This is a genomic window from Stakelama flava (genome assembly GCF_019351405.1).
GTDB lineage: Bacteria > Pseudomonadota > Alphaproteobacteria > Sphingomonadales > Sphingomonadaceae > Sphingomonas > Sphingomonas flava_A.
Map to the genome: position 1 here is coordinate 1 of NZ_JAHWZX010000009.1, position 12,886 is coordinate 12,886.

General features: G+C 62.5%; 11 protein-coding genes. 4 read left to right on the forward strand and 7 right to left on the reverse strand.

Features of this window, described 5'->3' with window-relative positions; all coding sequences use genetic code 11:
- The 3 genes from KY084_RS10345 to KY084_RS10355 form a co-directional block, all read left to right on the forward strand.
- On the forward strand, positions 1 to 225 hold a 225-nt coding region (locus KY084_RS10345; protein WP_219238395.1), incomplete at its 5' end, for a hypothetical protein.
- 231 nt (positions 226 to 456) lie between these two features.
- Positions 457 to 3,129: an aconitate hydratase AcnA gene (gene acnA, locus KY084_RS10350; protein ID WP_219238396.1), complete on the forward strand. Its 2,673-nt coding sequence runs from the start codon at positions 457 to 459 to the stop codon at positions 3,127 to 3,129.
- An 81-nt stretch (positions 3,130 to 3,210) separates the two neighbouring features.
- Positions 3,211 to 3,627, forward strand: coding sequence for a DUF2147 domain-containing protein (locus KY084_RS10355; protein ID WP_219238397.1), 417 nt, complete (start codon positions 3,211 to 3,213; stop codon positions 3,625 to 3,627).
- A 30-nt stretch (positions 3,628 to 3,657) separates the two neighbouring features.
- Here KY084_RS10355 and KY084_RS10360 read toward each other — a convergent pair whose 3' ends face one another.
- Complete coding sequence (locus KY084_RS10360; protein ID WP_219238398.1) at positions 3,658 to 4,521, reverse strand: S-methyl-5'-thioadenosine phosphorylase; 864 nt, start codon at positions 4,519 to 4,521, stop codon at positions 3,658 to 3,660.
- Positions 4,522 to 4,678: 157 nt separating this feature from the next.
- Here KY084_RS10360 and KY084_RS10365 point away from each other — a divergent pair, with 157 nt between their 5' ends.
- Complete coding sequence (locus KY084_RS10365; RefSeq protein WP_246587053.1) at positions 4,679 to 5,236, forward strand: superoxide dismutase family protein; 558 nt, start codon at positions 4,679 to 4,681, stop codon at positions 5,234 to 5,236.
- A gap of 78 nt (positions 5,237 to 5,314) precedes the next feature.
- Here KY084_RS10365 and KY084_RS10370 read toward each other — a convergent pair whose 3' ends face one another.
- The 6 genes from KY084_RS10370 to ggt all read right to left on the reverse strand — a co-directional run bounded on the left by KY084_RS10370 (position 5,315) and on the right by ggt (position 12,876).
- Positions 5,315 to 6,025 (reverse strand): HAD family hydrolase, encoded by a 711-nt coding sequence (locus KY084_RS10370; RefSeq protein ID WP_219238399.1) that lies wholly within the window; start codon positions 6,023 to 6,025, stop codon positions 5,315 to 5,317.
- A 9-nt stretch (positions 6,026 to 6,034) separates the two neighbouring features.
- Positions 6,035 to 7,240, reverse strand: a complete 1,206-nt coding sequence (locus tag KY084_RS10375) for a toxic anion resistance protein (protein WP_219238400.1) — start codon at positions 7,238 to 7,240, stop codon at positions 6,035 to 6,037.
- Positions 7,241 to 7,360: 120 nt separating this feature from the next.
- Positions 7,361 to 8,110: an RNA methyltransferase gene (locus tag KY084_RS10380; protein ID WP_219238401.1), complete on the reverse strand. Its 750-nt coding sequence runs from the start codon at positions 8,108 to 8,110 to the stop codon at positions 7,361 to 7,363.
- A 2-nt stretch (positions 8,111 to 8,112) separates the two neighbouring features.
- Entirely contained in the window at positions 8,113 to 8,919 is an 807-nt protein-coding gene (locus KY084_RS10385; protein ID WP_219238402.1) for an aspartyl/asparaginyl beta-hydroxylase domain-containing protein, read from the reverse strand.
- A 335-nt stretch (positions 8,920 to 9,254) separates the two neighbouring features.
- A complete protein-coding gene (locus KY084_RS10390) occupies positions 9,255 to 11,045 on the reverse strand; it encodes an AMP-dependent synthetase/ligase (protein ID WP_219238512.1) in 1,791 nt (596 codons plus the stop codon).
- A gap of 73 nt (positions 11,046 to 11,118) precedes the next feature.
- A complete protein-coding gene (gene ggt / locus KY084_RS10395) occupies positions 11,119 to 12,876 on the reverse strand; it encodes a gamma-glutamyltransferase (RefSeq protein ID WP_219238403.1) in 1,758 nt (585 codons plus the stop codon).
- Between the last annotated feature and the right edge of the window lie 10 nt (positions 12,877 to 12,886).

Consider the following 12,886-nt stretch of genomic DNA (forward strand, 5'->3'; position numbering starts at 1 on the left):
GGCTGTAGTCCGATACCGCGCCAACAACACCACGCCCCCAAAAAGACCGAAGATGCCCGCCATCAGGAGTTGATCCGCTGGTCCGTTCAGGAGGTCCGGCGCATCGCCGTCAAACTCGCTCAACGCCGGATCGAGCCTGCCTGCAACATCGCCTGGTCATGCTGGAGGCGAGTTCATCAAGCCGCAGCAAAACGGGCTCACCTCAAAACCAAATTGCAACTGTAATGCTAGGCTGGCGGGCGCTTTTGCGGAAGCGCGCTGTTCGATCTTCGCCGCGGACCTGCCATGGACGCGCGGCCTTTCCTTAACCGCCCATCCCCTTCCCCAAACCCGGCCCCCTTGCTAATGCGCCTTTCGAATCTCGCATTCGCTTGACCTGCCGACGCGCTCGTGCGGACCCTTCCGCCTCCCCGCCGCGTTGGCCCGGCAAAGATTGAGGAAGGGAAGACACGACATATGACCGCAATCGGCCAGGATACGCTCGGCGTCCGTGATACGCTTGACGTGAACGGAAAGAAATATGGCTATTATTCGCTCGCCAAGGCGGCGGAGAAGCTGGGTGACGTTTCGCGCCTGCCATTTTCGATGAAGGTGCTGCTTGAAAACATGCTGCGCTTCGAAGACGGCTCTACCGTCACCCCGGACGATGCGCAGGCAATCGTCGACTGGCAGAAGGATGCCCGGTCGGACCGCGAAATCCAGTATCGCCCTGCGCGCGTGCTGATGCAGGATTTCACCGGCGTCCCCTGCGTCGTCGACCTTGCCGCGATGCGCGACGCTATCGAAACGCTGGGCGGCGATGCGCAGAAGATCAATCCTCAGGTGCCCTGCCACCTTGTCATTGACCATTCGGTTATGGTCGATGAATTCGGTACGCCAAAGGCGTTCGAAGCCAATGTCGATCTGGAATATCGCCGCAACGCCGAACGCTATGAATTCCTCAAATGGGGGTCGAAGGCGCTCGACAATTTCAGCGTCGTTCCCCCCGGCACCGGTATCTGTCATCAGGTGAACCTCGAATATATCGGCCGCGGCGTATGGTCGTCGGAAAGCCCCGATGGCACGATGATGGCCTATCCCGACACGCTGGTCGGCACCGACAGCCACACCACGATGATCAACGGCCTTGGCGTACTCGGCTGGGGCGTCGGCGGGATCGAGGCGGAGGCCGGCGTGCTGGGCCAGCCGGTATCGATGCTCATTCCCGAAGTCGTCGGGTTCAAGCTGACCGGCGCGCTGAACGAAGGCATCACCGCCACCGACTTGGTGCTGACGGTGACTCAGATGCTGCGCGCCAAGGGCGTGGTCGGCCGCTTCGTCGAATTTTACGGCCCCGGCCTTGAAGCGCTCAGCCTTGCCGACCGTGCGACCATCGCGAACATGGCGCCGGAATATGGTGCCACCTGCGGCTTCTTCCCGATCGATGAAAAGACGCTCGATTACATGCGGCTGACCGGCCGTGATGAAGAGACGGTCGATCTGGTAAAGGCCTATTGCCAGGCGCAGGGCATGTGGCACGTCGCCGATCGCCCCGATCCGGTGTTCACCGACCATCTCGAACTCGACATGGCAACCGTCCATGCCTCGCTTGCCGGGCCGAAGCGTCCGCAGGATCGGGTATCGCTCAATGATGTCGACGATCTTTTCAACACCGACCTTGAAAAGGTGTACAAGAAAGACAGCCATCAGCGGGTCGGTGTCGACGGGCGCGATCACGATATCGGCGACGGCGACGTCGTCATCGCCGCGATCACTTCATGCACCAACACCTCCAACCCCTCGGTGCTGGTCGCCGCCGGGCTTGTCGCGCGCAAGGCGCACGAACTTGGCATGAAGCCGAAACCCTGGGTAAAGACCTCGCTCGCACCCGGATCGCAGGTCGTGACCGACTATCTCGAAAAGTCGGGACTTCAGGACGATCTCGATGCGCTTGGCTTCAACCTTGTCGGCTATGGCTGCACCACCTGTATCGGTAATTCGGGTCCGCTCGCCGAACCGATTTCAAAGGCGATCAACGGCAACGACATCGTTGCCGCGTCGGTCCTGTCGGGCAATCGCAACTTCGAAGGTCGCGTATCGCCCGACGTTCGCGCAAACTTCCTGGCCTCGCCGCCGCTCGTCGTCGCCTATGCGCTCAAAGGCACGGTGATCGAGGATATGGAGGCGACCCCGGTTGGGCAGGACAAGGACGGTAACGACGTCTTCCTGAAAGATATCTGGCCGTCGAACCACGAAGTCGCCGAAATGGTGACCGCGAACGTCAACGATGCGATGTTCCGCGAACGCTATGGCGATGTGTACAAGGGCGACGAACATTGGCGCGGCATCAATGTCGAGGGGTCGGACACCTATCGCTGGAACCCCACGTCAACCTATGTGCAAAATCCGCCCTATTTCGAAGGGATGAAGATGGAACCGGCCCCGGTCGGCGACATCATCGAGGCGAAGCCGCTCGCACTGCTCGGCGATTCGGTCACCACCGATCACATCTCCCCGGCTGGCGCGATCAAGGAAGACAGCCCGGCCGGAAAATATCTGAAAGATCATCAGGTCAGCAAAGCGGACTTCAATTCCTACGGCTCGCGCCGTGGCAACCATGAAGTGATGATGCGCGGCACCTTTGCCAATATCCGCATCCGCAACGAAATGGTCCCCGGCGTCGAAGGCGGCATGACCAAATATGATGGCGAGGTCATGCCCATCTATGACGCCGCCATGAAGCACAAGGCCGACGGAACCCCGCTGGTCGTAGTGGCGGGCAAGGAATACGGCACAGGATCGTCACGCGACTGGGCGGCGAAGGGCACTATTCTTCTTGGCGTGCGTGCGGTCATAGCGGAAAGTTTCGAACGTATTCACCGTTCGAATCTTGTCGGCATGGGTGTCCTGCCGCTGCAGTTCGCCGAGGGCGTTACGCGCAAGTCGCTGAAGCTTGACGGTTCGGAAAGCTTCACGATCCGCGGCGTTTCCGATCTGCGCCCCCGTCAGGAGGTAGAGGTCACGCTTACCCGTACCGATGGTTCGAACGAAACGTTCAAAACCAAGTGCCGGATCGATACCGCCAACGAACTCGATTATTATTTCAATGGCGGTATCCTTCAGTATGTGCTCAGGAAACTTGCCGCATAAGGCATGGTGAACGACGGGTCGGCGACACGGGAAAATCCGGCGCCGGCCCGCCGTCCGGGCTAATTTCAGGAGAATTGTCTGATGCGCATACCCAGTTTTCTTATCGCCGGCGCAGCGCTGGCTGTTTCGGCTCCCGCCATGGCCGCCCCCCAGGCGGTTACCGGCAAATGGATCACCGAAGGCGGCAAGGCGCTGGTCCAGATCGGCCAGTGCGGCAATTCGGTTTGCGGCAAGATCGTGAAAGTATTAAAACACGATCCGAGCCGTCCGCGAACCGACGCCAAAAACCCCGATCCCAAGCTGCGCGATCGCCCGATCGAAGGATTGATGATTCTCACCGGTTTCACGCCCGACGGAAATGTCTGGCGTGGTGAAATCTATGATCCGGAAAGCGGCAAGACCTATCGTTCGGTGTTGCAGGGTGAAAACGGGCAGCTGACCGTAAAGGGCTGCGTCGCGATCTTCTGCAAGACGCAGCATTGGAAGCCGGCATCCTGATCTGATTGCAACTGGCGGGGCGAGCGCGTGTTAAAGCAGCCGCCCCGCCACTGCATCCAGCTTTGCCAGCACGTCGGGATCGCGCGCGTGCGGCGCGGTGATCAGCGCTGTGTCGAGGCATGTGTCGATCGGCGATGCAGTGCGCTTTTCCGGCAGCGAGCGGAGCAATTCGATCACCAGCGTTCGCGCCTTGTCTGCATTGGCCGATAGCTGGGCGATGACCTGTGCGACATCGACCGCCGCTTCTTCCGCGCGCCAGCAGTCATAATCGGTGACCATGCCGACCAGCGCATAGGGCAGTTCGGCTTCGCGCGCGAGCTTCGCCTCCGGCATCGCGGTCATCCCGATTACATGGCATCCCCATTGCCGATAGAGTTGGCTTTCGGCGCGCGAGGAGAATTGCGGTCCCTCCATCGCGAGATAGGTGCCGCCGCTGTGTACGGTTGCGCCCGCACTGCGGGCCGCCGCCGATGCGTAGCGCGAAAGCCGCTCGCAAACCGGATCGGCCATCGATACATGCGCCACCATTCCGCTGCCGAAAAAGCTGGAAGCGCGATCGCGGGTGCGATCGATGAACTGGTCGACGATCGTGAAGCTGCCTGGCGCCCGCTCCTCGACCAGGCCGCCGACCGAGGACAGCGCGAGGATATCGGTAACACCCAGCCGCTTCAGGCAATCGATATTCGCGCGCGCGTTGATCTGGGAAGGCGAAATGCGGTGGCCCCGGCCGTGGCGCGGCAGGAACACCACCCGGGCATGGCCGACGCGTCCGATGTAACAGGCATCGGACGGCGCGCCCCAGGGACTGTCCACCGTGACCCATCGGCCATCCTGTATCCCGGCAACGTCGTATAGCCCCGACCCGCCGATGATCCCGATCGTCCAGCCATTCATCGCATGTCCCCTAATTCGCGCAGCAGCCATGCCAGTCGGAGCCTTGTCCCGAAAGCGGAAATGGCGGCGTTCGTAGCCTGGGAATAAAATCAAGTCGCTTCGACGCGGGAACCGCTCGGCCTGTCGTTCATTCCTTTGGTAACAGGAGGATAAAGCCATGGTAGATCTGGCGACGGCAGGACGCGGTCTGATGGCCGGTGCATTTCTGGCAATGACCGCTGCGGGATGCAGCTCCACGATGTTGGCCACTTCATCCGCGTCGCAGATGGCCGGGCAGCAGGCGGTGGCCGACCTGCGCGGACCAGACGGCGGCAATATGGGCTCGGCAACCGCCACGGCGCTTGCGGACGGGCGCGTGCGCATTTCCATCGACGCTATCAATCTGCCCCCCGGTCCGCATGGCGCGCATATTCACACGGTCGGTCAGTGCACCCCGCCCGACTTCACGTCCGCTGGCGGGCACTGGAACCCGACCGGATCGCATCACGGGGTTCAGGACCCGAAAGGACCGCATGCCGGCGATATGCCGAACCTGCTGGTCGGAACGAACGGGCAGGCATCGATGGCGATAACGCTTCCGGCCGGCACCTATGCCGGGATGATGGATGCGGACGGCGCCGCGATCGTCATCCATTCGGGGCCGGATGACTTGCGCACCGATCCATCGGGTAACAGCGGCAGCCGGATTGCCTGCGGCGTGTTCCAGCAAAGCTGATCGCTATCTGGCGGGCGGTGTGTTTGCGATTGTCCGAAAATATGGCCTCGGTAAACGCTACTTGACGCTCCCGCTGCGCTATTCGGCGAATTCGTCGTCGCGATAGCGGATTTGCAGATAGCGTCCGCGTGTCGCGAGCAGGTCTAGGTCGCCCTGGGCAAGCTGCGACGACATTTGCGCGATCTCCGCGTCGATTACTTTCAGCCCATCGACAAGCTGCTCATCGGGCGTCCGGCCGTTGCGTTCTTCGCGACGCAGCGGTTCGGGGACACGCTTGTATCCGCGCACCAGTTCGGGGAGTTGTTCGGCCACCAGCTTGCGTATTTCGGCCGCCGCCGGTTCGCGCTCATCCAGCGCGGCGACCTGCGGCGCAAGTGTTTCCAGCTTCAGCCCGATAGAATCTGCCAGCGTCCTTGCCGGGGCGGGGAGGGCGAGCCGCTGTTCCTCCAGCCATTGTTCGGTCTGCAACGGCAATGCGCGCAACGACACCTGATGCAGCGTTTCGATCGACAATTCCGGCGCGCGGGGAAATATGGCGAGGAGCAGCGTGGCAGCAACCAGCAGCGCCATCACTATCATCGCACCGCCCATGCCGATCGGTGCGAACCATCCGATCAGCAGCGCGGCGACCAGAATAGCGATGTCGGCGGCGGCGATCCTTCCGATCCGGCGCAATATCTCCGCCTGACGCCGCTGCCGCGCCCGGCCGCGCACCGATGCGTACCGCTCGCGCGTGCGTTCGAGATATTCGCTCGACCGGGATATCTGGCGGTCCACATCGCTGGGCATATGCAGTGCCTATACCGATTCCAGCCGAAATGGCTCGGCGCTCTCGCCGCCATTCTGCGCCGCGCCTTCCGCCCGGGCGATATAGCCTTTCGACTTCTCAACCTCGTCCGAGAGCACGTTGACCGTCGATTTCATCGAATCAAGCGCCTTCAGCTTGAACGTGTCGATAGCGTCCATCGTGTCGTAGATGTTCTGGAACGCGCGCTGGAGCGTTTCCACCGGGATGGTTGATCCCGCCGCCTGTTCGTGAATGCGCGCGGTGTTTTCCTTCAACAGCTTGCCGGTCGAATCGATGATGTTCGCGGTGGTGGTGTTGAGCTGGCTGATCTGTTCGAGCACCAGCCGCTGGTTGGTCATCGCCTGTGCCACCGTTACCGCGGTGCGCAACGCCGCCACCGTGGTGGTGGAGGCGCGATCGACGCCCTTCACCAGTTCGACATTGTTCTTCTTGACCAGATCGAGCGCCAGATAGCCCTGCACCGTCACCGCCATCTGGGTCAGCAGATCCTGGCTGCGCTGACGGACATAGAAAAGCGCGGTTTCGCGCACCGCCTTCGCCTTTGCCGGATCGCTGTGGTTGAGTTGCTCGGCCTTCGCCTCCAGCTTTCGGTCCATCTCTTTCGAGATATGGATCATCTGTTCCAGTCGGCCCATCGCCGCCCACAGATTCTGCCGCTCAACGTCGATCGCGGCATTGTCCATCAAAAGCTCGTCCTTGCCGCTGGCAAGTGCCTTCAGGATTGCGGCGATATGGCTTTGCGCGGAGGTGTAGCGATCGAAATAGTTGCGCAGCTTGTTGCCGAAGGGAATGATGCCGAACAGTTTTTTGCGGCTCAGCAGGTCGCCCTGCTTGCCCGGATCAAGGTCCTCGATCGTGCGGCGAAGCTCCGCCAGATCGGAGCCGACGCCGCTTTCCTGATCCATCGCGTTTACCGGCCGGTCGAGGAAGCGGTTCGACTGACCGGCGGCCTCGCGAATTTCCTTCTGGCCCATTGCGGTGATCTGATCCACGCGCTTGCCGAATTCGGGCGAGTTCACGTCCTGCGCCAGCAGGTCGTCGATGAACGAATCGACGCGATCGTCCAGCTTCGATCTGGTTTCGGAATCGACGGGGACCAGCCCGGCCGCCTTTTCTGGCGTTACCGCCGGAACCGGGTCGGGCGCTTCCAGCGTCAGTTCCTGTTCGGCGCTTTTCGTTTCGTTCGGACCAGCCATTTTCATCCCTGTGCGCGAAAATCGATCGGCGAAAGAGTGCGCGCGAAATCCGGGCGGTGCAAGTGTGTCAATTACATAATACACATCGGCACGAATGCAATATCGGCCCGTCGCCGGGCATCAGGCGCGCGGCTTCTTTCCGCCGAGTGCGGACAGTACGCCGCGAAGCGTGCGGACTTCCTGTGCCGACCAGCCCGGTTTGGTCAGCACGGTGCGCAAGGTGCGCTTGGTCGCCGGGGTCCGGTCGGGCGGGAAGAAATATCCCGCCGCGTCGAGCATCGTGTCGAGCTGACCGATCATTCCCTCCAGTTCAGCCTGCGCGGCGGGGGGATCGATATCGGTCGCGGGCGGCGAGGCGAGGCTTTCGGCCTTTGACCATTCATAGGCGAGGAGGATCACCGCCTGGGCAAGGTTCAGCGACCCGAATTCGGGATTGATCGGCACGGTGACGATCGTGCGGGCAAGCGCGACGTCGTCGGTTTCCAGCCCCGACCGTTCGGGGCCGAACAGGATCGCGCTCTTGCCCGGTTCGGCGTGGATCGCCTCCGCCGCCGCGTCGGGGGCGAGCACCGGCTTCGTCACGCCGCGCTTGCGCACGGTGGTGGCGAAGACATGCGCGCAATCGGCCGTCGCGTCCGCCACGCTGTCGAAAAGCCGCGCGCCTTCCAGTACCTGATCGGCGCCGCTCGCCGCTGGTCCCGCATTGGGGTTCGGCCATCCGTCGCGCGGAGCGACAAGCCGCATTTCGGTCAGCCCGAAATTCAGCATGGCGCGCGCCGCCTTGCCGATATTTTCGCCAAGCTGGGGGCGTACAAGGACGATTGCCGGTTTCGGCGCTGGATTGGGGCTGCTGCCCGAACGGTCTGCCATGGTCAGACGTCTAGCTGTTTCAGCGCGGCATTCCAGTCACGGATGTTCGCGCGCGCCTCCTGAACAAAGGCGGAGCTGCGAACGATCTTCAGGAACGTGTCGGCAATCCATCGTCCCGGCTGGCGCAGCGGGCGTTCGAACTGGATCAGCAGCACGACCCGCGTTCCGCTGGTGTCGTTCCAGACTTCATGGTCATAGGTGTCGTCGAAAATCAGCGTTTCGCCCTCGGCCCAGCGCAGTACCCGGTCGCCGATTCGCATACGCACATCGCCGTCGCGCGGCACGATCAGTCCCAGATGGCAGGTGATCAGCCCCTTGGTCACCCCGCGATGGGCGGGAATATGCGTGCCGGGCGCGAGGATGGAAAAGAACGCGCTGTTCAGCTTTGGTATGCGCGCGACCAGCTTCGCCGTTTCGGGACACCTGTCGATATTGTCCTCGATACGAAAGCCATAGCCCCACAGGAAGAAGGAACGCCACATGTCGACAGCGGCAATGGCGCGATGATCGGGCGAAATGGTGGCGAGCGAGGGCGATGCCTGGCCCGCCAGCGCGACCTGTTCGGCTTCCTCGCGAATCGTGCGCCAGTTTGCGCGCAGCGCCTCGCTCCATGCGAAATCGCGCACGTCGAGCACGGGCTTGTTGGACACCAGTGAGGAGGCGGCGATCAGCCGGTCGAAAACACCGCGAAGATGTTTGCCCGCGCGGATAATGAGCGGACGGCCCTTTTCGGGGCGCAGCGCGGGCACAGCCCGTTCCACGGCGGCCGCCAGCATCGGTTCGAGCGCGGGCGCGGGCCGGGCCGGCATCGTCCTGATTTTTTCGCTATGCACCTGCTTCGTTCCCGCCCCGTCCCCTTGCGCCCGTCGGGAAAGCGACGCACGAACAGCGCCGGCGATTCGGCGCCGGGGCGGCATCCCGACCTTGTCTGGCTACGCGGGACTTTGGTCCAAAACATGGCGGTACGATGAACGGATGTGTCGGTGGTAAGGCGCGCGATGGCCGCCCGCCCGAATAGGGTGAGGGTGCAGTAGCGCCGCCCCATACCAACGTGCAGCAAGGGTGTCCCTCTGACTACAACGTCATCGCTGCGCTGCTCGCAATGCCGAAATTGCCGTGCGGTTCAGGGCAATGCAGCCCGGTATCAGGCGCGATACAATGCGTTCAGCCGCTCGCCATAAGCTTCGTTCAGAATGTGGCGGCGGATTTTCAACGAAGGGGTAAGCTGCTTGTTCTCGATCGTGAACGCTTCGTCGGCCAGAATGAAACGACGCACCCGTTCGGTCACGGTCAAATGCCGGTTCACCCGGTCGACGGCCTGGCCCAGCGCGGCGCGATAGGCGGGATTATCGCCGATCGTGGCGGGATCGCACTTGCTGCCCTGGCCCTCGCACCATTCGGCGGTCCATTCCGGATCGGGAACCAGCACCGCGACCATATAGGGCCGCCGGTCGCCCGCGATCATCGCCTGCCCGATTTCGGGCTGAAGCGTCAGCATCCCTTCGACCTTTTGCGGGGCGATATTTTCGCCCTTGTCATTGACGATGATGTCTTTCTTGCGATCGGTGATCTTTATCCTGCCCTTGGCGTCGATGACCCCGATATCGCCGGTGTGCAGCCATCCGTCCCTCAGCACGCGGCGCGTTTCAGCGTCGTTGCGCCAATAGCCATGCATGACCAGTTCGCCGCGCACCAGGATTTCGCCGTCCTGCGCGATGCGCACTTCGGTATCGTTGAGCGGCGGCCCCACCGAATCCATGCGGATTCCGGCGGCAGGGCGGTTGCATGCGATTACCGGCGCGGCCTCGGTCTGGCCATATCCCTGAAGGAAGGTGAGGCCAAGCGCTTGGAAAAAGGCGCCGACTTCTGGGTTCAGCGGTGCACCGCCCGAAACCATCGCCTTCAACCGCCCGCCGAATTTTGCCTGAACCTTGGGGATCAGGGTTGCTTTGAGCAGCAGGTTCATCGGCTGGTTCCACACCGCAACGCCGCCATCGACCGATTTCAAACCGAGCGCCACCGCGCGATCGAGCAGAAATTTCTGCAACCGGCCCTGTTTCTCCACTGCCTTGGTAATGCGCGTGCGCAGCACTTCGAACAGGCGCGGCACGACGACCATGATCGTGGGCTTCGTCTCCTCGATATTCGAAGCGAGCTTGTCGAGCCCCTCAGCATAATAGATTTGCGCGCCCAACCCGATGGGCAAAAACTGCCCGCCGGTATGTTCATAGGCATGGCTGAGCGGGAGGAAGGACAGAAATACTTCATCGTCCCAGCCGAAATCCTCTGCGATGATCGCGGTCGCGCCGGCGACATTGTGCAGGATCGCGCCGTGATGCTGCATGACGCCGCGCGGGCTGCCGCCGGTGCCGCTGGTATAGATGATGCAGGCAAGATCTTCGCGGCCGAACCTTGCCTGGCTTTCCGCCGTTGCCGGATCGCCCGGATTATCGGCGATCAGCATGTTCCAGTCGTAAAAGGCAAGCCGACCCGGCTGCCCCATCCGCATCGGTTCGATGCCGATCACAACCTCCGGCACGCCCGAATGCAGGACAGCGGGCATCAGAGTCTTGGCAAGCTTCGCGTTCGACACGATGACCGCGCGGCTTTCCGAATTGTCGATGATGTGCAGGTGATCGCGTTCGGTATTGGTGGTGTAGGTAGGCACCGTAACGCAGCCCGCCGCCATGATCGCCAGGTCGGAGATGCACCATTCGGGCCGGTTCTCGCTCACCAGCATTACCCGGTCGCCGGGAACCAGTCCCGCCGCGCGCAATCCTTCGGCAAGCGAAGCGACCTGACGCGCTGCTTCTGCCCAGCTGATCGATTGCCACGCCTTGCCCTCCTTATGCCACAGGAACGGCGCGTCGCCCATTTCGCGCGCACGCGTGAAGAACATGGCGACCAGGTTCGGAAACTGCTCTAGCTGACGCATCATCTCTCCATTGCGGCGTAATTTGTTCTGCCCCGGCCGGATCGTGGCCGGGCGCCGCGTTTGAAAACCGCCTTTATTCGGCCGGACGGTTGGTTGGCGTATCAGCGCGAACGATTCGCGTTGCCACCCCGTCCTCGGTCATCGCCACGCCCTCGCTGCGCGGATCGGCGGCACCGACCCAATGGCCGTCGACCCTCTCGATCGCATTCGCCTTTACCCCCAGCGGCGCAAGCTTCAACTGTTCGCCCAGTTTTTGCAGCGCGGGCATCATCGCTTCGAACTGCGTGCCCGATTCGGCTACGCCGCCAGCGGCGGGGGCGTAGATCAGGCCGGTGGCGATCGCCTGTTGCGCCGACATGTGGAAATCGATCACGCCCATGATCGCCTTCGCCACCTGCCCGATGATCGTCGGGCCGCCAGCGGCGCCGACAACCATGCGGACCTTGCCGTCGGGACCATAGACGATCGTCGGCGACATCGAACTGCGCGGCCGCTTGCCGCCCTCCACCCGATTGGCGACCAGATAGCCGTCCTTTTCGGGCACAATGTCGAAGTCGGTCAGTTCGTTGTTCAGGAACGTCCCGTCGATGGCGAGGCCGGAGCCCCAATAGCCCTCGATCGTGCTGGTGACCGATGTGACATCGCCCCATTTGTCGGCGGTGGCGATATGGCTGGTGCCCGGCACTTCGCTTTGCGGGGCGGTGATCCGCTTCGGCGCGCCCGCCGGTTTGCCCGGTTCATAGCTGCCAAGCGTCGAATCGGGAGAGATCAGTTTCGATCGTTTGGCCAGATAGTGCGGATCGAGCATCCCCTTGATCGGGACATGCACATAGTCGCTGTCGGCAATATAGCGGTTGCGATCGGCAAAGGCGAGCCGTTGCGATTCGGCGAACAGGTGCCACGCGGTCGCACTGTCCGCGCCCATCGCGGAAAGGTCGAAGCGTTCGAGCTGTTTCAGGATCATCAGAACGGTGATGCCGCCCGATGACGGCGGCCCCATGCTGCACAGCGTGTATCCGCGATAGCCCTCGCACACCGTGTCGCGCTGCTTCGCCTGATAGCTGGCGAGGTCGCCCGTCGTCATCTTCGACGGGTTGCGCGCCGCATTGTCGACCTTGGCGACGATCCTTTGCGCGACCGGCCCGACATAGAAATAATCGGCGCCGTGCTCTGCGATTTTTTGCAGAAGGTCCGCCTGGGCGGGGTTTTGCAGCCACGTCCCGACCGGCAGCCAGTCGCCGTTCGCATCGGTGAAGATTTTCTTCGCTTCCGGCTCGATATGGTCGCCGCCAATCTGGAATGCGCGATACAGGCGCGGCGTGACGACGAATCCGCCGCGTGCCAGCCGGATCGCGGGTTCGAACAATTTGGCCCAAGGCAGCTTGCCATAGGCCTCGTGCGCCTTTGCCCACATGCGAAGGTCGCCAGGCACGCCGACGCTGCGACCGCCGGGCACCGCTTCGGCGTGGCTCATCGGGGTGCCGTCATCGGCATAGAACCATTTGCCGGTCGCAGCGTCCGGCGCGGTTTCGCGTCCGTCAAAGCTGGTTGTGCTGTCGGGCGTTCCGTTCGAATGAAGCAGGAAGCTGCCGCCGCCGATCCCCGAATTATACGGCTCCACCACGTTCAGCGCGAGCATGGTGGCGATCGCGGCGTCGATCGAACTTCCGCCCTCGCGCAATATCTCCACGCCCGCGGCGACGGCGCGCGGATCGGCCGCGCTGACAATACCCTGCGCAGGGTCTGTCTTTGGCGGGGCTTGCGCCGGGGTCTGTGCGGTGACGGGAAGCGGCGCTAGCAGCGTGGCAAGCAGTAGAATGGCGCGTTTCATGGCCGCCATG

Excerpts from the sequence above, each read along its gene's own strand:
- KY084_RS10380 (WP_219238401.1), bottom strand. The coding sequence starts at position 8,110 with ATGGCAGACCGTTCGGGCAGCAGCCCCAATCCAGCGCCGAAACCGGCA.
- KY084_RS10390 (WP_219238512.1), bottom strand. The coding sequence starts at position 11,045 with ATGCGTCAGCTAGAGCAGTTTCCGAACCTGGTCGCCATGTTCTTCACG.
- KY084_RS10355 (WP_219238397.1), top strand. The coding sequence starts at position 3,211 with ATGCGCATACCCAGTTTTCTTATCGCCGGCGCAGCGCTGGCTGTTTCG.
- ggt (WP_219238403.1), bottom strand. The coding sequence starts at position 12,876 with ATGAAACGCGCCATTCTACTGCTTGCCACGCTGCTAGCGCCGCTTCCC.
- KY084_RS10370 (WP_219238399.1), bottom strand. The coding sequence starts at position 6,025 with ATGCCCAGCGATGTGGACCGCCAGATATCCCGGTCGAGCGAATATCTC.
- acnA (WP_219238396.1), top strand. The coding sequence starts at position 457 with ATGACCGCAATCGGCCAGGATACGCTCGGCGTCCGTGATACGCTTGAC.
- KY084_RS10375 (WP_219238400.1), bottom strand. The coding sequence starts at position 7,240 with ATGGCTGGTCCGAACGAAACGAAAAGCGCCGAACAGGAACTGACGCTG.
- KY084_RS10385 (WP_219238402.1), bottom strand. The coding sequence starts at position 8,919 with ATGCCGGCCCGGCCCGCGCCCGCGCTCGAACCGATGCTGGCGGCCGCC.
- KY084_RS10365 (WP_246587053.1), top strand. The coding sequence starts at position 4,679 with ATGGTAGATCTGGCGACGGCAGGACGCGGTCTGATGGCCGGTGCATTT.
- KY084_RS10360 (WP_219238398.1), bottom strand. The coding sequence starts at position 4,521 with ATGAATGGCTGGACGATCGGGATCATCGGCGGGTCGGGGCTATACGAC.